The sequence below is a fragment of the Allobosea sp. 01N443 genome (assembly GCF_056399325.1).
Genome location: NZ_JBFTRC010000036.1, coordinates 14372 through 36731, shown reverse-complemented (window position 1 = coordinate 36731; position 22360 = coordinate 14372). Strand labels below are relative to the sequence as shown.

18 protein-coding genes and 1 pseudogene are annotated in these 22360 nt (G+C 65.2%); 13 read left to right on the top strand and 6 right to left on the bottom strand.

All coding sequences use genetic code 11. The features are described from left to right. The 4 genes from AC1DRP_RS12135 to AC1DRP_RS12120 form a co-directional block, all read left to right on the top strand. On the top strand, positions 1–538 hold a 538-nt coding region (locus AC1DRP_RS12135; protein ID WP_476768587.1), incomplete at its 5' end, for an aldehyde dehydrogenase family protein. Between the two features lie 35 nt (positions 539–573). Further along, entirely contained in the window at positions 574–1956 is a 1383-nt protein-coding gene (locus tag AC1DRP_RS12130) for an aspartate aminotransferase family protein (protein WP_441492587.1), read from the top strand. A 639-nt stretch (positions 1957–2595) separates the two neighbouring features. After that, positions 2596–3024, top strand: a complete 429-nt coding sequence (gene parS / locus AC1DRP_RS12125) for a type II RES/Xre toxin-antitoxin system antitoxin (RefSeq protein WP_441480474.1) — start codon at positions 2596–2598, stop codon at positions 3022–3024. Between the two features lies 1 nt (position 3025). Beyond that, the gene (locus AC1DRP_RS12120) at positions 3026–3472 is read left to right on the top strand and encodes an RES family NAD+ phosphorylase (protein WP_441492586.1); all 447 of its coding nucleotides are present in this window, start codon (positions 3026–3028) and stop codon (positions 3470–3472) included. Between the two features lie 278 nt (positions 3473–3750). On the opposite strand, the pseudogene scpB reads toward AC1DRP_RS12120, so the two are convergent. From scpB to AC1DRP_RS12095, 5 genes and pseudogenes are all read right to left on the bottom strand, one after another. Continuing rightward, positions 3751–4256 (bottom strand): annotated as a pseudogene (gene scpB, locus AC1DRP_RS12115) (SMC-Scp complex subunit ScpB); the annotation flags it as partial. A 242-nt stretch (positions 4257–4498) separates the two neighbouring features. Next, positions 4499–6112 (bottom strand): hydantoinase B/oxoprolinase family protein, encoded by a 1614-nt coding sequence (locus AC1DRP_RS12110; protein ID WP_441492585.1) that lies wholly within the window; start codon positions 6110–6112, stop codon positions 4499–4501. Further along, a complete protein-coding gene (locus tag AC1DRP_RS12105) occupies positions 6112–8163 on the bottom strand; it encodes a hydantoinase/oxoprolinase family protein (RefSeq protein WP_476768586.1) in 2052 nt (683 codons plus the stop codon). Before AC1DRP_RS12105 ends, AC1DRP_RS12110 begins: the two co-directional genes overlap by 1 nt. Before the next feature lie 18 nt (positions 8164–8181). After that, positions 8182–9021 carry a PfkB family carbohydrate kinase gene (locus tag AC1DRP_RS12100; RefSeq protein WP_441492583.1) on the bottom strand — a complete coding sequence of 280 codons (840 nt, stop codon included), beginning with the start codon at positions 9019–9021 and terminating at the stop codon, positions 8182–8184. 34 nt (positions 9022–9055) lie between these two features. Continuing rightward, positions 9056–10069 (bottom strand): SIS domain-containing protein, encoded by a 1014-nt coding sequence (locus AC1DRP_RS12095; RefSeq protein WP_441492582.1) that lies wholly within the window; start codon positions 10067–10069, stop codon positions 9056–9058. A gap of 210 nt (positions 10070–10279) precedes the next feature. Here AC1DRP_RS12095 and AC1DRP_RS12090 point away from each other — a divergent pair, with 210 nt between their 5' ends. Together AC1DRP_RS12090 and AC1DRP_RS12085 are read left to right on the top strand one after the other, a co-directional pair. Beyond that, positions 10280–11026: a GntR family transcriptional regulator gene (locus AC1DRP_RS12090; protein WP_441492581.1), complete on the top strand. Its 747-nt coding sequence runs from the start codon at positions 10280–10282 to the stop codon at positions 11024–11026. Positions 11027–11093: 67 nt separating this feature from the next. Continuing rightward, positions 11094–12419: an NAD(P)/FAD-dependent oxidoreductase gene (locus AC1DRP_RS12085; RefSeq protein ID WP_476768589.1), complete on the top strand. Its 1326-nt coding sequence runs from the start codon at positions 11094–11096 to the stop codon at positions 12417–12419. A 72-nt stretch (positions 12420–12491) separates the two neighbouring features. Here the strand turns inward: AC1DRP_RS12085 and AC1DRP_RS12080 are convergent, their stop codons facing one another. Continuing rightward, complete coding sequence (locus AC1DRP_RS12080) at positions 12492–14018, bottom strand: ABC transporter substrate-binding protein (protein ID WP_441492580.1); 1527 nt, start codon at positions 14016–14018, stop codon at positions 12492–12494. A gap of 404 nt (positions 14019–14422) precedes the next feature. Between AC1DRP_RS12080 and AC1DRP_RS12075 the strand changes: the two genes are divergently transcribed. The 7 genes from AC1DRP_RS12075 to AC1DRP_RS12045 all read left to right on the top strand — a co-directional run bounded on the left by AC1DRP_RS12075 (position 14423) and on the right by AC1DRP_RS12045 (position 22214). Beyond that, positions 14423–14851, top strand: a complete 429-nt coding sequence (locus tag AC1DRP_RS12075) for a RidA family protein (RefSeq protein ID WP_476768585.1) — start codon at positions 14423–14425, stop codon at positions 14849–14851. A gap of 14 nt (positions 14852–14865) precedes the next feature. Beyond that, positions 14866–16023 (top strand): NAD(P)/FAD-dependent oxidoreductase, encoded by a 1158-nt coding sequence (locus AC1DRP_RS12070; protein ID WP_476768584.1) that lies wholly within the window; start codon positions 14866–14868, stop codon positions 16021–16023. A gap of 12 nt (positions 16024–16035) precedes the next feature. Further along, on the top strand, positions 16036–16749 hold the full coding sequence (locus AC1DRP_RS12065) for an SDR family NAD(P)-dependent oxidoreductase (protein WP_441492577.1): 714 nt from the start codon (positions 16036–16038) through the stop codon (positions 16747–16749). 120 nt (positions 16750–16869) lie between these two features. Beyond that, positions 16870–18423 (top strand): ABC transporter substrate-binding protein, encoded by a 1554-nt coding sequence (locus AC1DRP_RS12060; RefSeq protein ID WP_476768583.1) that lies wholly within the window; start codon positions 16870–16872, stop codon positions 18421–18423. A 154-nt stretch (positions 18424–18577) separates the two neighbouring features. Further along, complete coding sequence (locus AC1DRP_RS12055; protein ID WP_441492575.1) at positions 18578–19516, top strand: ABC transporter permease; 939 nt, start codon at positions 18578–18580, stop codon at positions 19514–19516. Next, positions 19513–20403, top strand: coding sequence for an ABC transporter permease (locus AC1DRP_RS12050; protein WP_441492574.1), 891 nt, complete (start codon positions 19513–19515; stop codon positions 20401–20403). The genes AC1DRP_RS12055 and AC1DRP_RS12050 overlap by 4 nt, the downstream gene beginning before the upstream one ends. Then, the gene (locus AC1DRP_RS12045) at positions 20400–22214 is read left to right on the top strand and encodes an ABC transporter ATP-binding protein (protein ID WP_441492573.1); all 1815 of its coding nucleotides are present in this window, start codon (positions 20400–20402) and stop codon (positions 22212–22214) included. Before AC1DRP_RS12050 ends, AC1DRP_RS12045 begins: the two co-directional genes overlap by 4 nt. Positions 22215–22360 lie beyond the last annotated feature (146 nt).

Here is a 22360-nt window from a genome sequence, read left to right as displayed (position 1 = left end):
CTTCTGCGCTGCCTTCGCCGACAAGGTCTCGGCGCTGCGGGTCGGGTCCGGCCTGGAGCGCGAGGTCGAGATCGGCCCGTTGATGCACGCGGCTGCCAAACGCAAAGCCGAAGCCCAGATCGCCGACGCTTTGGCGCGCGGTGCGCGGCGGCTGACGCCGGAGCGCGCCATGCCGGGCCCGCTCTTCTTGGCGCCGACCGCCCTCGCCGACGTGCCCGACGAGGCGCTGATCATGCGCGAGGAGACCTTTGCCCCAGTGGCGGCCATCGCCTCGTTCGGCAGCGAGGACGAGGTCATCGCCCGTGCCAACGACACCGAATACGGCCTCGTCGCCTATCTCGTGACGCGTGACGGCGCGCGGGCCGCACGCATGGCCAGGGCGCTCGAATACGGCATGGTGGCGGTCAACCGGGTCAAGATCACCGGCGCGCCGATCCCCTTCGGCGGGATGAAGCAATCCGGTCTTGGTCGCGAGGGCTCGCGCCACGGCCTCGAGGCCTTCACCGACCTCAAATATGTCTGCCTCGATCTGAACTGAGCCGCCGTTTGCCGCTTCCACGAAGGACTCCTGCGATGCTCGACCATCACGCCCGCACCAGCAACGAACTGGACGCCTGGGACCGCGACCACGTCTTCCATCCCTCGACCCATATGGGCCAGCATGCCCGTGGTGAGACCCCGAACCGCATCATCGCCGGTGGCGAGGGCGTCTATATCGTCGACCGCGAGGGCAAAACGAGCCTCGACGCATTCGCCGGCCTCTACTGTGTCAATGTCGGTTATGGCCGAAAGTCGATCACCGATGCGATCGCCGAGCAGGCGGCGAAGCTGCCCTATTACCACGCGTATGTCGGCCACGGCTCCGAGCCCTCGATCAAGCTGGCCAAGATGGTGGTGGAGCGCGCGCCCAGGGGCATGAGCCGCGTCTTCTTCGGGCTGTCTGGCTCGGACGCCAACGAGACCAACCTCAAGCTGGTTTGGTACTACAACAACGTCCTGAAGCGGCCGGAGAAGAAGAAGATCATATCGCGCTGGCGCGGCTATCACGGCTCGGGCGTGATGACCGGCAGCCTCACCGGCCTTGCCGCCTTCCACACTCTCTTCGACCTGCCCAGGGCCCCGATCCTCCACACCGAAGCGCCGTATTACTACCGCCGCGAGGACCGCAGCCTCAGCGAGGAGCAGTTCTCGCAGCATTGCGCCGACAAGCTCGAGGAGCTGATCCAGGCCGAGGGACCGGAGACGATTGCCGCCTTCATCGGCGAGCCGGTGCTCGGCACGGGTGGCATCGTGCCGCCGCCCGCCGGCTACTGGGCGAAGATCCAGGCGGTGCTGAAGAAGCACGATGTCCTACTGATCGCGGACGAGGTCGTCACCGGCTTCGGGCGACTGGGCAGCATGTTCGGCTCGGACCATTACGGCATCGAGCCCGACCTCATCACCATCGCCAAAGGGCTGACCTCGGCCTATGCGCCGCTCTCGGGCGTCATCGTCTCGGAGAAGCTCTGGCGGGTGCTGGAGCAGGGCTCGGATGAATACGGCCCGATCGGCCATGGCTGGACCTATTCCTCGCACCCGCTTTGCGCTGCTGCGGGCGTCGCCAATCTCGAACTGGTCGACGAACTCGATCTCGTGCGCAATGCCGGCGAAGTCGGCGCCTATTTCAATGCGACGCTGCAGGATGCCGTTGGCGGCCATCGCCATGTCGGCGAGGTCCGCGGCGAGGGCCTGTTGGCGGCGGTCGAGTTCGTCCGCGACAGGGATGACCGCGTCTTCTTCGCTACCTCTGAAAAGGTCGGCCCGCGCATTGCCGCCGCCCTGCTGGAACAGGGCGTCATCGCCCGCGCCATGCCGCAAGGCGATATCCTGGGCTTCGCACCACCGCTATGCCTCACAAGGCAGGAGGTCGACCAGATCGTCGACGCGACCCGGCGCGCCGTGGCGGCAGTGCTTTAGCGCCAATGATCCCATGAACCTAGTCGCGTTGGCGCTGTTGCGCCAGTTAGGGACGTTGGGCCCTCGCCCGGGAGCGGACATTGATTGCCCGTGAAACGGCGGTCGGTTGCGACCAAGGTTGTGTGCAAACGGGCTGACCCGCTGGCGCTGGTCAGCAGTGCCTTGTCCGCTCCGCCCGTCGACCGATCAGCGCCTGTTCCCGGCGTTCGAGGATCAACGGGCGGCCCCCTCCCCGGCCATGAAGCGCGTTTGCGCGCAGGATCTCCAGCGTGACATGCATGGAGCTGACCACAGGTGGCGAACGGATGTTGCTGGCGCGAGCCGGTTGTCGACGCGCTGGCGACGGACGCGCAGGAGCTGGATTTTCGCCGCACCTTCGAGGATCGGGAGGGCGAGACCACGGCGCGCGGGCGGCGGCGCGTTCCTGAGAAAGCTGGCTTGTACCGGGCCCGTGCTCTGCCTGGGTGGCCTCATCGTCTTGGGTCGCCCGAGCCGAACCGGGCCGCGAGGGGAAGGCGATGCTGGGCATCGACGAGAACGCCGAGGGCGCGACCCTGATCCGGCGGCTTGGCGACCGTGCCACTTGTAGCTATGGCGATATGCCCCTATATCTAAGGCATATCGCCAGGGAGATCGGCCATGACCACAGTTACCGCACTCGAAGTCGTTGGTGGGCGCGACCTAATCGGCGCCCCCATCAATAGCAGCCGCGATCTCATTAGCGCAGTTCGGCGAGGCTTCCCGGTCCAGACTGTGGAGTACGTCATCAGCAGCGGCCGCATGTCCCTCGCCGAAATTGACCTGGTTGTCATTCCTCGCAAAACGCTCAGCCACCGGCGCAAGATTGGCACCCTGACATCCGAACAATCTGACCGCCTGATCCGGGCTGCGCGCGTCCTTGCCGAAGCTGAGGAAACGTTCGGATCTCAGCAGAAGGCAGCCAAGTGGCTGCGCCGGCCAACAACCGCACTCAGCGGCGAAAAGCCCATCGACCTCCTCGACACCTCGGAGGGAGCAGACCAGGTCGAGGCGCTGCTCGGCCGCATCGGCCACGGCATCGCCGCCTGATATGAAAGTCTGGCGTGTTTGCCGTTTACCGTTTGCCGATTTGAACGGCGAGGGGGCGCGGATCTACGGCGGACGGTGGAACACTCCCGGACGCCCCCTGCTGTATACGGCCGAAAATCCGGCGCTCGCGGTTCTTGAGGTAAGAGTACATCTCGACCTCGAGCCTGACCTGATCCCAGACGATTACGTCCTCATGGAAATCGAGTCAGGCTCAGCTGTAATCAAAGAGATTTTGGACCCAATTGAAGCACCGGCAACTGTCGGTGACCGCTGGCTCGCCTCAATGGAAACCCCGATCCTTAAGGTTCCATCCTTTGTGGTGCCAAACAGCTTCAACTTGCTGATCAACCCGGCGCACCCCGGAGCCGCGAGCATCAGCATCCAAAGCACAAAACCATTTGATTTCGATAGGCGGCTCTGGCTCCCCCTCACATACATGCCTCCGTGAGGAGAGCCTGCCGATCGGCGGGACAGATCTCAAAAATGGAAGGGTGGCAGGTCTCATGACAGCCGCCCTTCTTCATGTCGGCTCACCCATCTGGTTGGTTGAGGCGCGGGCTGCTCGATCCACTTCTTCATCTCATTGAAAGACCCATCGGCCGAGCCCGCGCGCCTGGTTGAACTCATCGATGAAAGGCCTCTTCGCTGGCTCGGCTCATCATGCTGGCTCAATTCCGCCCGTCGCGCCCCGATCATTGGCGACGCCGTCGCGTTCCGCGTGCCCTCCCCGTCGTCGGCGCCGCTCGTCGGGATCTCCTCAGCCAGGAGCGTGTCCTTGGTCAGCAGGCCGGCATCCTCGAGCTTTTCGAGATCCGGCAGGTCGCGCAGGCTGGCGAGACCGAACGCCGACAGGAATCTGTCGGTCGTGACATAGGTATAGGGCGCCCCCGGCTCCGGCCTGCGCGGTCCGGCCGTGATCACGCCGGCGCGTTTTAAGCGCCGCAACGCTGTCGCGACTCGTCTCCTTGCCAAAGACTTTACCGAGCTCGCTGCGGGTGATCGGCTGCAGATAGGCGATCCCGGACAGAAACAGCATCTCGGTCTGCGACAGGCTGGCGGCCGCYTGCGGCGCTCCCGACACCGCCCGGATCGCCGGGGCAAAGGCGCCGCGCGTCCGGTGCGGCCAGCCCCCCGGCGACAGCGACCAGGTCATAGGGGCGGCCGCGCAGCTCCTCGCTGATGTCGGCAATGATCAGATCGATCGCACAGTCGCGACCGACCACCTGCGCCAATTACGGGAGCGCCCATGGGCGTCGACCTCTCGATAGGGGCGGTCCACTGATCATCTCACCAAACGCATGTTCAGCCGGCGCGAGGCGAGGCACTCGCTCCCGCCATTGCCGGCGATGCTCTGGCGTGCTCTTGCGGGTAGGRCGGGCCGCTCGCCCGCGGACGAGCCTCGCGCATCTTTGGCGCAACGTTCTCGGGCGGAATCGGCGCAATACGGGCACCAGCTCCGGGAGATCTCCGCCCGTTACTGCTGCGCCAGGCGCCCTTCGGCAAGGTCGCGCGCCTGCGCCTCCGGATCGCGCTCCGCCGGCGGACCGTAGCCGCCGGCACCCGGCGTGATGATCTCGACGATCTGTCCGGGTTCGAGTGCACCATCGCCCCTTGTGAAAGGCGCGACACCCTCGCTGAAGGAGAAGGAGCCGCCCTGTCCTGGCTCGCCGCCGGCGATGCCCCAGGGTCGCGACTTTAGGCGCGAATTATCCACGTTGAGCCGGCAGGGAGCCTCGGCCCGGTAGACGCGGCGAAGGCCCATGCCACCACGCTGGCGGCCGCGCCCGCCCGAGCCATCGACCAGTTCATAGCGCAGCAGCGTCAGGGGGTACTCGACCTCGAGCGCCTCGACCGGCAGGTTCGAGGTATTGGTCATGTGGACATGCACGCCGTCGAGACCGTCCTTGCCGGCGCGTGCGCCGGAACCGCCTCCTATCGTCTCAAGATAAACCCAGAGATCACCGCTATCCGGCATCGCCCCCATGAAGGTCGCCGATGCCACGGCCCCGGAGCAGGCCGCGATGACACGATCGGGCACCGCCTGGGCGAGCGCCCCATGGATCAGGTCGACGACCCGTTGGCAGGGTGCGATGCGCCCGTTCACCGCCGCCGGATGCAGGCAGTTCAGCACCGTGCCTTCCTTCGCTGCAACGGTGAGTGGTCGTGCGAGGCCGGCATTGGGCGGGATGGTCGGGTCGGCCACTGTCTTGACGGCGTAATAGACGGTCGAGAGCAGCGCGGTATAGACCATGTTGAAACCCGCGCGAGCCTGTGGCGGGCTGTCGAAGGCGAGCGTCATCTCCTCGCCAGCGACCGTGATCGCGACCGAGAATTCCATCTCGTCATCGAGCTCGGGATTGTCGAAGCGGTCGCTGAACCGATAGACGCCATCTGGAATCGAGGCGATGCCGGCGCGCATCTTGCGCTCCGCATAGTCCTGCAGTGCCTTGCCGGCCGCGAGCACGGTGGTGCGGCCATATTTGTCGCAGAGCGCCCTGACGCGCTCAACGCCAAGGCGGTTCGCAGCCATCTGGGCGCGCAGGTCCGAGAGTCGCTCGCGCGGAACCTGGCAGTTGAGCAGGATCAGCTCCTGCACATCCTTCATCAGGGTGCCGCCGTCATAGAGGCGGATCGGCGGGATGCGCAGGCCTTCCTGATAGATATGGGCGTGGCCGCGATCGGCGAAATCGGAATGATGCGCCGTGTTGACGGCCCAGGCGACCATCTTGCCGTCGTGGAAGACCGGCTCGGCCAGCACGATGTCGGGAAGGTGGGTGCCCCCGCCCTCATAGGCGTCGTTGCCGATGAAGACATCGCCCGGCTTCATCTCCGAGACGGCATGGCGCTTCAGGATATGCGGGATGATGCCGATGAAGGAGCCGAGATGCATCGGGATATGCTCGGCCTGGCACAGCGTGTTGCCTTCAATATCGAAGAGCGCAGTCGAGCAGTCGCGGCGTTCCTTGATATTGGTCGAGTAGCTCGCCTTGACCAGCGCCTCGCCCATTTCCTCGGTGATGGAGGCGAAGGCGCTGCCAATGACCTCGACGGTGATCGGATCAACGGTGACGGGTGTAGGCGCGTTCATCACGGCGTCTCCAGGATCAGGTTGAGATAGGGTTCGACACGGGCGGTCATGCCGGGCAGCAGCACCGTGGTCGCATCCATCTGCTCGATGATCGCCGGGCCCTCGATCAGATTACCCGATTTGAGCTTTTCCCGGTCGTAGAGCGCACAATCGACGAAGCCTCCGGTTTCCGGAAACCAGACCTCCCGACGCCCCATGATGGCCGCGGAAGCATCCGGGCCGGCGTCGGGCTCGGGCCGAAACTCGGCCTTGGGCACGAAACCGATAGCCTCGACGCGGTAGGTCACAAGCTGGACCGGTTCGCCTTCGGCCACGAATCCGTAAAGGCGCTTGTGGGCTTCGGCAAAGCCCTCCGCCAAAGCCCTGATGGTTGTAGGCGTGATCGGCCCGTCCGGGACGTCAATGGCGAGCTCGTAGTTCTGGCCGTGATAGCGAAGATCGGCCGTGCGCTTCAGCTCGCGATCGGCAGGCGCGACATTCTCCTCGGCAAACCAGTGCTCGGCCTGGGCTTCAAGGCCTGCGAAAATCTCGGCCATGTCGGGGACGAGCCCATCCCCCAGCGTCGCGAGCCGGGTGGTGGCGAAATTGGCGCGCAGGTCGGTCAGAAGCAGGCCGAGTGCACAGCCGATTCCGGGATTGCGCGGCACGACGATGCGCTTCATCTCCAGCTCGCGCGCCAGCCGCGCGGCATGGAGCGGCCCCGCGCCGCCGAAGGCGACAAGCGCGTAGTCGCGCGGATCATGCCCGCGCTGCACGGAGATGACGCGGATCGCCTTGGCCATATTGGCGGTCACCACGGAGATAATGCCCTGCGCCGTCGCCATAAGGTCGAGGCCGAGCTGTTCCGCAAGCCGGCCGATCGCCTGTTTGGAGAGCGCCTGGTCGATCGGCATGCGGCCACCGAGCAGATGGGTCGGGTTCAGCGTCTGGAGCACGACATTGGCGTCGGTGACCGCCGGTTCGGTCGAGCCGCGGGCATAGCAGACCGGCCCGGGGTCGGCGCCGGCACTGCGCGGGCCCACCTTGAGCAGGCCGCCGGAGTCGATCGCCGCAATCGAGCCGCCGCCGGCGCCGACGGTGTGGATGTCGAGCATGGGCGCCTTGATCGGGTAGCCATGGACATTGGCTTCGCTGGCGAGCTTGGCCTCGCCGCCACGAAGCAGCGCGACATCGGACGAGGTGCCGCCCATGTCGAAGGTGATCAGGTTCTCGATGCCGGTCATGCGGCCGATCGCCTGCGCGGCAACCACGCCGGTCGAGGGGCCCGAGAGCACGGTGCGCACCGGCAGGCGCGCCGCCATGTCGAACCCGATGACGCCGCCATTGGACTGTGTCAGATGCGGCGTGGTGGTGACGCCGAGTTCCTTGAGCCGCTCGGCAAGACGCCGGATGTAGCCCTGCATCACCGGGCCGAGATAGGCGTTCACTACCGCAGTCGAGATGCGCTCATACTCCCGGAACTCGGGCGCGACCTCATGCGAGGCGCAAATGAAGGCCTCCGGAAATTCCTCTGCGACGATGCGCCTTGCCGTTTCCTCATGCTCGGGCCTGACGAACCCGTAGAGGAAGCCAATGGCGACGGCCTTGACGCCGGCCGCTTTCAGCTCCCGCGCGGCCTGGCGCACGCCCTCCTCGTCGAGCGGCGTCTCGACGGAACCGTCATGGCGCAGCCGTTCCGCGACGCCGAAGCGCAGGTCGCGGGTGACCAGCGGCGCCGCCTTGTCGACCTGAAGATCATAGAGATCCGGCCGCTTTTGCCGGCCGATCTCGATCAGATCGCGGAATCCATCGGTCGTGATCAGCCCGGTCCTGACGCCGCGGTGCTGGATTAGGGCGTTGGTGCCCACCGTCGTGCCGTGGCCGAAATAGGCGACATCTGCGGGCTTGGCGCCGACGCGCTCCGTCCCCTCCTGGGTACCGCGTGCAATGGCGCGGGAGGGATCGTCCGGGGTCGAGGGAACCTTCCAGACGGCAACCTGGCCACTCGCATCATCGAAGAGGCAGACATCGGTGAAGGTGCCGCCGGAGTCGATCCCGATACGCCAGGCCATGAGCTCAAACCCTCTCCATCAACAGGCTGCGATCTCCGCAGCCGCGGACCATGGCGTGCCATGGCCAAAACCACCCTGATAAGCGCAGATCGCCGCCGCGTGGGCCGCGCCCGCAGCCAGGGCGTCCGGAACCTCTCTCCCCTCCAGCACCGCCAGAAGGAATGCGGCGATGAAACCATCTCCCGCGCCCAGCGTATCGACGATTTGGGCAGGGGTGATCCCATGGCGATGGAATACYCCACCTGCCAGCGCGAGCGAGCCGCGCTCGCCGCGCGTCACCACCACGAGACCCGGACCGGTCTCGAAGCAGCGACGGGCGAGGTCGCTGCATTCCGCGTCGGAACCTGAGGGGAAGGAGAGGAAGGCGATGTCGAGATGGGGGAGCGTGGCGGCCAGATTGGCCTCAGTCCAGCGCTCGGAGAAATCATAGGAGAAACGGCGTATCGAGGGGCGCAGCGCCGCGAGATCGGCATCCAGTTCGCTGTAGATGCTCGAATGCACCAGGTCGAAGCCGGCGATATAGGTGAGATCCTCAGGAAGGAAACCGCCCCATTCTCCGCGGACACCGCGTTGCGATCGCAGGAAATGGCGGTCATTGCCGTCATGGCCAATGAAGGCCCGGGCATTGTCGCCGGGGAGCACCCGGCAGCGGCCCGTGTCGACCCCCTCCTCGCGCAAGGCGTTGACGATCAGTGTCCCGGCTTCGTCGGAGCCCAGGCAACCCATGTAACCCGTCTCGGCGCCGAGACGGTGCGCCAGCACGGCGACATTGACAGCATTGCCACCCGGAAACTGCAGCGCGCGATCGACATAGGTGTCGACCGTGTTATCGCCGAGTCCGAGCAGCCTGCAGGTCATGGACGTGTCCCTGGCCGATTTCCCATGCGCCTGATCAGTAGGCGACCTTCCACATATAGCGGCGGGTCGAGAGCGGCTGGTTGTGTAGCACCGAGAGATGCGCCGCCATCCGCTTCAACGCCGACTGCAGGATATAGGGCGCGACGATGGGGCGGATTTCCGGCGCGACACCCGCCATCGCGAAATCGCGGGAATCATATTTCATGACGCGTTCGGCATAGGTGTCGCAGAAGCTGGTGACACGCTCCATCAGTGGCCGGCTCGGGTCCTCTCCGCTGATCAGGATCAGCGGTGTCTGGCGATCGATGATCTCGAACGGGCCGTGGAAGAACTCCGCCGCCTCGATCGGATAGCTGTGCAGCCAGAGCATCTCCATGAGGATGCAGACGCCGAAGACATAGGCCGTGGTGAAGCCCGGCCCCGAAGCGACATGGTAGAAGTTGCGATCCTTGGCATAGAGACGGGCATCGGCTGCGGCCCGCTCCTCGTTCTGCTCGGCCGCATCGCAGATGGCGGCTGGGAGCGCGTCCAGCGAGGCAACGAGCTTGTCGCCGAGCGGCCAACCTTCCTTCGCGCTCATGATGCCGCCGACCAGCGCCTGCATCAGCATGAACATGGCGGCGAAGGATTCGCTGGTATCGCCCACCACGAAGCTCTCGGGGGCCGCGGCAGCGAGCGGCTTGTCGGCATATTGGCTGAAGGCCACGACCTTGCAGGGCTTGCCCATCAGGGTTGCCGCGGCCGCGACGGTCTCGGGTGTCGTGCCGGACTTGGAGGCGAGCAGAACCAGCGTGCGCTCGTCGAGGCGCGGCGGATTGATCGCCATGAACTCGGCCGGGAAGTAGCGTCGCACCTCGATTCCAGGGGAATAGTGCTCGAGCCAGTACTTGATGCCGAGCATGGCGCGGTTCGCCGAACCGCAGGCGACAAGGTAGATCCGGTCGATCTGCGGGGCGAGGCGGCGACCGAGCGCGTACGCCTCGGGCACGGCGGCACGAGTCTGGGCGAAGCCCTCATGAACGCGGGTGCGGTCAAAGGCGATGGACATGGGAGGAACCGATTCCGTAAGCGGAGAATTGCGAGGTTCAAGGAATTGGTATACACCAACCACCTATACCAATTCGTGTCAAGCATAGTCCAACTGACTTATGGCCACCTCGCCGACAATGGATTCTCGTGTTTCAGTGCCTCCGGGGATGTGGAGCCGGCGCAATCCTCGCTATATGCGGGAACGGGAGAGGCCCGAGAGACACCAGCCATGCGCGAACCCGTGAAACGGGCCAAGCCGATCTATGTCGAGGTTCAAGACTACCTGCTCGACCTCATCAGCGGACCGGATTACGGCCCCGGCGACCGGGTGCCGTCCGAGCGCGCGCTGGCCGACACGCTCGGCATCAACCGCATGACCGTGCGCAAAGCGATCGACAAGCTGGTCGACCGCAATGTGCTGGAGCGCAACGGCACCAGTGGGACGCGCGTTCCCCTGGTTCAGGTGACGCGCCCGATCGACGTGCAATCGACGCTCGGCATCACCCGGATCATCCGGAACGCTGGCGGCAACCCGGGCAGCAAGCTGCTGCATTTCGGAGAAGAGAAGGCGACCGAGAGCATCGCTCGCCGGCTCGACATCCCGGTCGGCGCCGAGTTGGTCATGTTCCGCCGGCTGCGCAGCGTGAACGACGAGCCCTTCTGCATCGAGACCAGCCATCTGCCGGCCTCGCGCTTCGCCGGGCTGCTCGCGGAAGACCTCATTGGTGGGCAATCGCTCTATGAGCTGCTGCGAGAGCGCTATGGCGTCGAGGCCAGCGCCCGCGACCGCGAGATCGGCGTTGGCATTGCAACCGATCTCGAAGCCCGGCTTCTGCAGCTCAAACCCGGCTCGCCCACGCTCGTGTTGCGGCTGATCGCCCGCGACGGTGAAGGCAAGCCGATCGAATACATGAAATCGGTCAACCATCCGCATCACGTCGTCTTCCGCAGCTCAACGCCCGCCTCACAGGACTGACCATGCCGCTGCCCGCCTCCCGTCCCCGGCCGGAGGCCGGTCTGTCCTCTTCGAGCGCGGAGCAGGCCTGATGGGCATCACCATCGAAACCGTCGACCCGGACGCGGCTCTCCCTGCGAGGAGCGATGTCGTCATCATTGGTGGCGGCATTATCGGGATCATGACCGCGCTCTTCCTGGCCAGGGACGGGATTTCCGTCACGGTCTGCGAAAAGGGCGAGGTCGGCCATGAGCAGTCCGGCCGAAATTGGGGCTGGGTCCGGATCATGGGCCGCGACCCCGGCGAGATCCCGCTCGGGCTGGAAAGCATGCGGCTCTGGTCGGAGATGGACAAGCTCGTCGGCGGCGATACCGGCTTCACCCGCTCAGGCATCGCCTATGTCGCCGATACGCCCGCTGCACTCGCCCAGCATGAGGCCTGGCTCGATCATGCCAGGCAATATCAGCTTGACTCCCGGCTCCTCAGTTCGCGCGAGATCGAGAGCGTTCTGCCCGGCTGCAAGCGCGCCTTTACCGGTGCCCTGTTCACGCCGAGCGATGCGCGGGCCGAGCCGCAGAAAGCTGTGCCTGCCATGGCGCGTGCGCTGCGCCGGCATGGTGGCACCGTCCTGACACGGTGTGCGGTGCGCGGCATCGAGACCAAGGCCGGCCGGGTCAGTGCTGTGGTGACGGAGCGCGGCACGATCGCCTGCTCACAGGTCGTGCTGGCCGGCGGCGCGTGGTCGCGGCTCTTCCTCGGCAATCTCGGTATCGATTTTCCGCAGCTCAAGGTGCTCGGTTCGGTGCTGCGCACCCAACCGCTGGACGGTCCTCCGCCCTATGCCGTCGGCGCCTCGGATTTCGCCTTCCGCAAGCGCCAGGACGGCGGCTACACCGTCGCCCATCGTGGCGCCAGCACAGCCGAGATCGTGCCGGACTCCTTCCGCCTTTTTGCCGATTTCCTGCCCTCGCTGGTGAAGCAGCGGCAGGAATTTCGATTGCGCCTGAGCCGGCGCTTGCTGGACGAAGCGCGGACGCCGCGACGCTGGGGGCTCGACGAAGTGACGCCTTTCGAGCGCATGCGCGTGCTTGATCCGACCCCCTCGACGGCGATCCTGGACGAGGCGAAAGCCAACCTGATCACGGCGTTTCCGGCCTTTGGGGGAATGAAGGTCGCGCAGGCCTGGGGCGGCTTCATCGATGCGACGCCCGATGCCGTCCCGGTGATCGGCGAAGTGCCGCGCCTGCCCGGCTTCTTCATCGCCAGCGGCTTCTCCGGCCATGGTTTCGGCATCGGCCCCGGTGCGGGGCGGCTCGTCGCCGACCTCATCAGGGGGGCGACGCCGATGATCGACACCAAACCCTTCCGGCTCGAGCGTTTCGCCCGGCTGGCGCGCACCACGCGCGTGGCGTGAGCCCGTCATATCGCGTCCGGCGCTTCCCGGAATGACCGAGCTCGATTGGGCAATACGTAGCCGTGCCGCCGCTTAGCCTAGTGCCGTCTCTTCCATTGCATAGGCCGAGAAGAAGTTCGTGCCGCCGGGCAGGCCCTTGAAGCCGGTGACACCCTTGACCATGCCATAGCCCTGCGAGCGCCAGGCCAGGCCGACCAGCGGCGCCTGCTCCAGCGCAAGCCTTTCGAGTTCGGCATAGATCGCTTTGCGCTTGGCGATATCGAACTCGGCGCGGCCCTTGGCAAAGAGCGCGTGAATCTCCGGTGTCGGTAGGCCGAAGCTGCGCGAGATATTGGCCGGCAATTCGCCGTCGAGCAGCGGGGCGAGCCCGTCGGGGTCATTATTGTCGGCGGTCGTACCCTGGACGCAGAATTCGTAGCGCCCCTTGCCGCCGAGATCGACACGCTGTGCCCAGTCCGGCAGGTTGAGCTTCACGTCGATACCGATTTCGCCGAGCTGGGCCTGCACCACCTCGGCCGTCGATTTGTGCATGCCGTATTGCGCGGTCGAGAGCAGCGTGCAGGGGAAGCCTTTCGGCACGCCCGCTTCCGCCATCAGTTTTTTCGCCCGGTCGGGATCATAGCTCCAGAACGTCGCGCGGCCGGTATCGTAGTAAGGGCTCGTATCCGGAATCGGGATTCCCTGCAGCGGCGTGCCACGCCCGTAGAAGGCGGCCTGGACGATCTCCTCGCGGCGGATCGCGAAACCCACGGCCTGACGCAGCCGCGCATCCTTGAAGGGCCCGGTCGTGCCGTTGAAGTTCAGCCCCATGAAGGGGCCATTGGCGGCGTCGAGCTTGAGGCGTGGATCCTTCTCGATCGAAGCCATATGTTGCCAGGGCACATATTCGATCAGGTCGATATCGCCGGCCTGCAGCCCCGCCACCCGAAGATTCTCGTCGGCATAGGCGGTGAGCTTGATGCCCGCAAGCTTGGGCAGGCCGGGCTTGTAGTATTTGTCGAAGGCCGCGACCTCGATCGACACCCCCCGTTCCTGATCCTTGATCATGAACGGGCCGGCCCCGATCCCAAGCCCGCGCCCCTCGATCGAGTCCTTTGCGATGATCGGCGCATGGGGGCTCGCGAGCCAGATCGGCAAGGTCACCGTAGGCTGCTTCATCACGATGCGGACGGTGCGCGGATCGGGCGTCTCGATCTTCTCGATGCCGCCGAATTCGGATTTCAGAAACGCTGTCGAGTTCGGCAGGGCGATCTGTTCGAGCGTCCATTTCACATCTTCTGCCGTGACCGGCTTGCCGTTGTGGAAGCTCGCCGGCCTGAGCTTGAAGATCCAACCGGTCTCGCCGTCCTGCGTCCAGGATTCCGCCAATTCCGGCCTGACCTCGCCCTTTTCGTCGAAACCGGTGAGACCGCGGAAGATCAGCAACTTGACCGTCAGCGCGGCGGTGCCGGTGTGGACCCAGGGCTGCAGGCTCGGCGGAAAGCTCGACAGCCCGAAGCGCAGGATCTTCTTTGGTGATGCTTGCGAGAAGGCGGAGCCTTTGAGCAGTGGCAGGCTCGCACCAGCGGCGAGAAGGGCACGGCGCGAAATCATCGTCATCGGAGATCCCCTTATTATCGGCCTTCGGGGCAGCATGGATTGGTGTATACCAGTCTGTCAAATCATGATTTGGCTTACGGATGGGGCATCGTGTCCGGCCTGTTTCTGGCGATGCTACGCCGGTGGATGGAGGCGGGGGGATGGTGTTCGCTCACAGAAAGCCGCTCGGCGAGAATGATTGCTTCGGCAACCAACGGCGTTGGAGCAAGATTAGTGCTCCGCTCTCCTCGAAGACGGCGGGCGAGGCCGGCCGAGCGCAAGGGCCCCGCGCTCGCCTCGCACCACACATTCCGCCTCTCGCGACGTCCTTGACAGCTTCGTATCGCTTCGATGGTATATACCAATCTTGCCTGCCTTGAGCCGGCGAGGCGATTGACCGAGCTGTGCCTTAAGGGAGAAGCCCCGTGAGTGAGATCATCAAAGTCAAATCCGGGAGCAAATACGAGGAGCTGAACAGTTATTCGCGGGTGGTGGTCGCCGGCGACATGATTTTCGTCTCCAATACGGCGGGGCGGAATTACAAGACCCGCGCCATCGCAAGCGATGCCCGCGGCCAGGCTGAGCAAGCCTTCAGCAATATCGAGGGTGCGCTTGCGGCGGTCGACGCCTCCCTGAAGGACGTGGTCGCGATCAAGGTTTTCGTGCCTGATATCGCCGACATGGAGCAGGTCAACGACGTGGTCGGCCGCAAGTTTAGGGGGATCGATCCGGCCAACACCACGACCTGTACGCCGCTCGGCCAGCCCGAACTGAAGGTCGAGTTCGAGATCACCGCCTATAAGCGCCGCAACCCCGGCGAAGCCGAAAAGCGGATCAGCGTCGACCTCTCCTGAGCCAAGGCGCTGCCATGCCGGATGTCGTTATCGTCGGAGGCGGGATCAGCGGCGTCGCGGCCTCTTACGAGATCGCCCGTGCCGGCCATTCCGTGACGCTCTTCGAAGCGCGCCACCTGGCGTCGATGGCCTCGGGCTGGACCCTCGGCGGCGTCCGGCAATCCGGGCGCGATCCGGCCGAACTTCCGCTCGCCCGGGCCGCCGTTGAACGCTGGGGCGGGCTCGACACGGAACTCGATGCCGCGACGGGCTATCGCCGTCGCGGAAATCTGCGTCTTGCCCGGACCGAGACTGAAGTCGAAACCATCCGCGAACTGGTGGTGCAGCAACGGCGCCTCGGTCTCGAGATCGACTATCTGCCCGACAACGCGGCGATCCGTACGGTCGCGCCGGCAATCGGCCCGTCGATCCTCGCGGCCTCCTTCTGCCCTGGCGACGGCCATGCCGATCCGGTTCCCGCTGTCCGTGCCTTTGCGGCAGCGGCGTCCCGTCACGGCGCTACCTTCCGCGAGGATGTGACGGTCCGCGCAGTGACACGGTCCGGCTCCAGGGTCACCGGCATCGAGACGATGAGCGGTGAGCTGGTTTTGGCGGATTGCGTCATCGTCGCGACCGGCATCCACGCGCCTGAATTGCTGCAGCCGCTCGGACTTGCATTGCCGCTGATGGTGAAGCTCGTTTGCGTGCTGCAGAGCGTGCCGCTGCCGCCCCTGTTCGAGCAGGTTTTCGGCGTCGCCAATGCCGATGCCGCGGGCCGGCAGGAGATCGACGGGCGCCTACGCGTCACCACCGGCATCGGCGACTGGCTGCATGAGCCGCGCTCCTTGACGGCGGATGCCCTCGCGCCGCGCGCCTGCGATATCGCGACACTGATCGCGCGGGTGACGCAGGTGCTGCCGGCGCTGGCCAATGYCGGGATCGCGCGGCTCTGGGGCGGGCTGATCGACCTGACGCCCGATGCGCTGCCGGCAATCGACGCCCATACCGGCATCGAGGGACTGATCATTGCCGCCGGCTTTTCCGGGCATGGGTTCGGCATCGGCCCGGTCACTGGCGAGATCCTGGCCGATCTCGCCCTGTCGCGGCAGCCGCGCTTCGATCTTGCGCCGTTCAGGCTAGATCGCTTTGCCGGCGTCGCAAGACGCGATGCTGAACTGACCCTGCACGGCTAGAGGACGCCCGACATGCTTGCCCCCGATGGACGCGTGATTCTGATTTCCGGCGCCAATCGCGGGATCGGCCGTGCCATCGCCGAGCTGCTCCATATGGAAGGCTACAGCCTGAGCCTGGGCGGGCGCGATCTCACCTCACTCAAGGCGATGAGTACCGGCTGGGATGCCGCGCGCATCCACATCGCCCGCTACGATGCGCGCGACTGGGCCAGCCAGCGCGCCTGGGTCGATGCTGCCACCGCCCGCTTCGGGCGGATCGACGGGCTCGTCAACAACGCCGGGATGCATAGCGCAATGACGCTGCGCATGCCGGATGAAGCGGAGCTCGACGCGATCTGGGCGGTGAACTGCAAAGGGCCGCTCAACCTGATCCATTGCGCCTTGCCGCATCTGGAGGCGAGCGGTGCGGGACGCATCGTCAATGTCTCTTCGATGTCGGGCAAGCGGGTGCGGAACGACCACATCGCCTACAACATGACCAAGCATGCGATGATCGCGCTGAACCATGCAGCGCGACGCATCGCCTGGGACAAGGGCGTTCGCGCGACCGCGCTTTGCCCCTCCTTTGTGCGGACCGACATGACCGCGGCAAGCACCGCGCTTGCGCCCGGCGCGATGACGCAGCCCGACGATCTGGCACGATTGATTGCCACCGTGATCGCGCTGCCCAACAATGCCGCCATTGCGGAGTTGCTGGTCAATTGCAGGCTGGAGGATACGCTCTAGGCGCAGGTTCCAAGACAGGGACAGGACGGGCCCAGGATCCCACGAGATCGCCGTCCTGCCTCGGTATCACCGGCGAGAAAGCCGGGATCTTCGACATCCAAGAAAAGCAAGGGAACAGCAATGAAACGAACCGGTTCAATTCTCGCAGCCATGCTGGCGAGCGCGCTGATGGCAAGTCCGGCGCTGGCCCAGAAGACGGTCCTGACCGTCGGCATGCAGAGCGCCGACGCGGGCGTGCTCGACCCGCATCTGAACTCCGGCACGCCGGGCAAGGCGATGCTGCAATGGATGTTCAACGGCCTGGTCCGCATCAAGCCGGGCGAGCTCTCGCCCGAATTCATGGAGCCCGATCTGGCGGAGAGCTGGACCGCCTCGGCCGACGGCAAGGAATGGACCTTCAAGCTGCGCCAGGGGGTGCAGTGCCACCATGGTTATGGCGAATTCACTTCGGAGGATGCGGTCTATTCGCTGAACCGCGCCGCGACCAAGGAAAGCTCGGCCTTTTCGTCGGATTACGGCGCTGTCGACAAGGTCGAAGCCCCCGACAAATACACGGTGAAGATCACGCTGAAGCAGGCGATACCGAGCCTGCTCGGCATCGTCATGAACTACCATGGCGGCAACATGATCTGTAAGAAGGCGGCCGAGGAGCTGGGCAAGGACGGCTTCGCCAAGAAACCGATCGGCACCGGGCCGTTCATGTTCTCCGAATATGTGCCGCAGCAATACGCCAAGCTTGTCGCCAACCCGRACTATTTCCGCGGCAAGCCGAAGCTGACCGAGATCCTCTACCGTTTCATCCCCTCCGATTCCTCGCGCGATCTTGCCTTTCAAGCCGGCGAACTCGACATGATGCTCGGCCGGCAGGAGCAGGCCTGGGTCGATCGCATGAACGCCTTGCCTGGCGTCAAGGTCGTGGCAATGGGTCCGGCCGAGATGTCGGTGCTGCACCTCAACACCAGCCAGCCGCCGCTCGACAATCTCAAGGTCCGGCAGGCGATCGCGCATGCCATCGACCGCAACGCGATCTGGCAGTTCCGCGGCAAGAACATTTCGCGGCCGAGCGTCTCGGTGGTGCCGTCCGGCTATCTCGGTACCGATGAGAAGGCTCTGCTGCTGCCCTTTGATCTCGCAAAGTCGAAGGCCCTGCTGGCCGAGGCCGGGTTCCCCAACGGCCTGACGATCAAGGCGATCAATACCACGCTGCCCTCGATGCTGAGCTTCACCGAGGCTGTGCAGGCGCTGCTGAAGCGAGCGGGCATCACCCTCGAGATCCAGCCGGTCGAGCATGCGACCTTCCACCAGCAGATCCGCCAGGACTTGTCGCAGGTCGTACATTTCCAGGCCGCGCGCTTCCCGGTTGCAGACGTCTATCTCTCCCAGTTCKTCCACTCGCGCGCGATCGTGAAGACGCCGACGGCCGTGACGAATTTCTCGCATTGCAAGGTGGCAGATGCGGAGATCGACCAGGCCCGCTCCGAGACGGACAAGACCAAGCAGCTGGCGCTCTGGAAGACGGCGCAGGAGAAGATCATCGCGGAGGTTTGCGCGGTGCCGGTCAACGAGATGATGCAGCTCTGGGCCTACAAGGACAGCCTCGATCTTGGCTATGAGCTCAAGGCCTCGCTCAATCTCGGCCCGCCGGTCCTGGAAACCACGCGTTTCACCAAGTGAGCGTCCCGGTCCGGGGCAAGGGGTCACCGTCACCGAGTGCTTCGCACTCGGCGCTGGACCCATGGGCCTCGGCCGGGATGACGAATGTGGTTCTGCGCGAGGCAATCCAGCCTCCCGCATCCGGGTCTTCCCTTGTGTCAGGCATGGCGGCAGCATGAGCGCCTTCCTCGTCAAACGCCTCGGCTTCGCGGTCGTCACGCTCTGGGCAGTGCTCTCCCTCGTCTTCGTCGTCGTTAGGATCGTGCCGGGCGATCCGGCGCAGGTCATCCTCGGCGATCAGGCGGATGCCACCGCAATTGCCGCGATGCGCACGCGGCTCGGGCTCGACGCGCCGATCGTCGAACAATACTGGACCTTCCTCTCCGGCGCCCTCAGGGGGGATTGGGGCGTCTCGCTCGTGACCGGCCGTCCGGTGATCCAGGAGATCCTCGCCGTCCTGCCCTGGACAATCGAGCTGACGATCGTTTCGATGGCGATCGGCATTGTCATCGGGGTGCCGCTCGGCGTCTGGGCGGCGATCAACCGCAACCGCATGCCCGACTATGTGACCCGAATCGTCTCGCTGCTCGGCTTGTCCTTCCCGCCCTTCGTCTCGGCGATCATCCTGCTGATCGTTTTCTCGATCATGCTGCGCTGGTTCCCGGTGATCAGCGCAGGGCAGGGCTCCGCCTCGGCCTGGTTCCAGGCGATGGCGCTGCCGGCGCTCAATCTCGGCCTGATCATGGCCGCCTACATCACGCGCGTCGCCCGCTCCGCGATGCTTGAAGTGATGCAGGAGGACTATGTCCGCAGCGCCCGTGCCAAGGGAGTCCCCTGGGGTGTCGTCGTCTGGCGCCATGCCCTGCGCAACGCACTGATCCCGATCATCACGATCGTCGGCCTCTACCTCGGCATCCTGATCGGCAATTCAGTGCTGACCGAGATCGTCTTCAACCGGCCTGGTCTGGGCAAGCTCATCGTCGGGGCGCTGAACCAGCGCGACTACACGATGCTGCAGGGCATGATGGTGATCTACACGCTGATCGTCGTGTTGGTGAACATCGCGACCGACCTGACCTATGCCCTCGCCGACCCCAGGGTGAAGCTGTCATGAGCACCTCAGTCCACGATGCCGCGCCGGTGACCCCGCCGCGCTTGCGTTGGCTCAAGGCGACCATCGGCGCCTTCAACGCCAACAAGACCTCCTGGGTCGGGCTTGTCATTGTCGTCGCCGTGATCCTGGCCGCCCTGCTGGCGCCGCTGATCGCGCCGCATGATCCGCTGGAGCAGAACATCCTGTCGCGGCTGCAGCCGCCGCATGAGAACTACTATCTCGGCACCGACTATTTCGGGCGCGACATCCTCTCGCGCCTGCTCTACGGCGCACGGATCTCGCTGGTGATCGGCATTGCCTCGACCGTCATCGCCATGCTTGCCGGTTCGCTGATCGGCATCCTTGCTGGCTGGTATGGCGGGCGGTTCGACGTGGTGGTGATGCAGGCAATGGATATCCTGCTCGCTTTCCCCTCGCTGATCCTCGGGCTGATCCTGGTCGCCATGCTCGGCCCCTCGATGGAGAACATCACCATCGCGATCGCGCTGACCTCGATCCCCTCCTTCGCGCGGATCGCCCGCGCGCCGACTATTTCGGTGAAGGAGCGTGACTATATCGAGGCCGGCCGCGCGCTCGCCTTCTCCGATGCGCGGATCATGACCAGGCATATCCTGCCCAATATTTTCCCGGAGATCCTGGTGATGGCCTCGCTCTGGCTCGCCAACGCCATCCGGACCGAAGCGTCGCTTGCCTTTATCGGGCTTGGCGTCAAACCGCCGACTGCTACCTGGGGCGGGATGATCCGCGAGGGCTTCGAGAACATCCTCGACAGCTATTGGCTGGTCCTGGCCCCGAGCCTCGCCATCCTGATCATCGTCTTCGCGCTCAATATCCTCGGGGACGGTCTGCGCGACGCCATCGATCCCAAGCTGAAGGGCGAGCGATGAGCGCACCTGTCCTTTCCGTCCAGAACCTGCAGACCGCCTTCCGCATCGGCGGGCAATGGCGCTGGGCCGTCGAAGATCTGAGCTTCGACGTGGCACCGGGCCAGACGGTTGCGATCGTCGGAGAATCCGGCTCCGGCAAGAGCGTCACCGCGCTCTCGATTATGCGCCTGGTCTCGGCTGCCAACGGCCGGATCGAAGGCCGGATCGCGCTCGAGGGGCGTGACCTGCTGGCGCTGCCGGAAGAGGAGATGCGCAAGGTTCGCGGCAATGATGTCGCGATGATCTTCCAGGAGCCGATGACGAGCCTGAATCCGGTGCTCACCGTCGGATTCCAGATTGCCGAGGCGCTGCGCTACCATCGCGGGCTCGACAGGGCGGGGGCCGAGGCCGAGGCGTTGCGGATGCTGGAGCGGGTGCGGATTCCCTCCGCGAAGGCCCGCTTCAGCAACTACCCGCACCAGCTCTCCGGTGGCATGCGCCAGCGCGTGATGATCGCGACGGCGCTCGCCTGCAAGCCAAAGCTCCTGATCGCCGACGAGCCGACGACAGCGCTCGACGTCACGATCCAGGCGCAGATCCTCGAGCTGATCAAGACGCTGCAGGATGAAGAGGGCATGTCTGTCCTCTTCATCACCCATGACATGGGCGTGGTCGCCGAGATTGCCGACCGCGTCGTGGTGATGTGGAAAGGGCGCAAGCTCGAGGACGCGCCCTCGGCTCAGGTCTTCAATTCGCCCGTCCACGGCTACACCAAGGCGTTGCTCGCCGCCGTGCCCAGGCTCGGCGACATGCTGGGGCACGGCCTCCCGTTGCGCTTTCCCCGGATCGACCCGGACAATGGCGAGGTGCGTGGCCAGCCGGTCGAAGCCGCGGATACGGTCAAGGCAGATGAGGCTCCGCTGCTCGAGGTCTCAGGGCTGACGACGCGCTTCGGCATTCGCGGCGGCGTGCTCGGGCGGCTGCGTGGCCGGGTGCATGCGGTCGAGGACGTCTCCTTCACMTTGCAACGTGGCGAAACGCTCGCGCTGGTCGGTGAATCCGGCTGTGGCAAATCAACGACCGGGCGCTCGATCCTGCGGCTGATCGAACCTTCGGCGGGCACGGTGCGCTTCGGTGGCCGCGATGTCACCAAGCTCGGCAAGGCCGATTTGCTCGATGTCCGCCGCAGCATGCAGATGATCTTCCAGGACCCCTTCGCCAGCCTGAACCCACGCAAGAGCGTCGGCAGCGCGCTGGCGGAGCCGATCCTGGTCCATGGCCTTGCCAAGGGCACTGAAGCGCAGGAGCGCGTCGCGGACCTCTTGCGCCGGGTTGGGTTGACGCCCGAGATGGGCGTGCGCTTCCCGCATGAATTCTCCGGTGGCCAGCGCCAGCGCATCGCAATTGCACGCGCGCTGGCACTCTCGCCCAAGCTGGTGGTGGCGGATGAGGCGGTCTCGGCGCTCGACGTCTCGGTGAAGGCCCAGGTGCTCAACCTGATGCTCGACCTGCAGGCCGAGTTCGGCCTCGCCTACCTCTTCATTTCGCATGACATGGCCGTGGTCGAACGCGTCAGCCACCGGGTCGCGGTGATGTATCTCGGTGAGATCGTCGAGCTCGGCCCACGTGAAGCGGTGTTCACCGACCCGCAGCATCCCTACACTCGCAAGTTGCTCTCGGCGGTGCCGGTGCCGGATCCGACCCGGCGCAGCCTGCGCCGCGAACTCGCGGTGGACGAGATCCCAAGCCCGATCCGTGCCCTGGACTGGTCCGCGCCAAGGCAAGCGCTGGTGGAGACGGCTCCCGGCCATTTCGTCAGGCAGGCATTGTGAAAAGATTCGCGCGCTTTCCGATCACGAGACCAAGACCACGTGAAATCCGGCAGGTCTTGGCCACCCACAGCCGGCGGCTCTTTCGGGCATGTTAGCGCCGGAACAAGAACTGTTCCGCCAGACACGCTAAGGCCGAACGAAGTTTG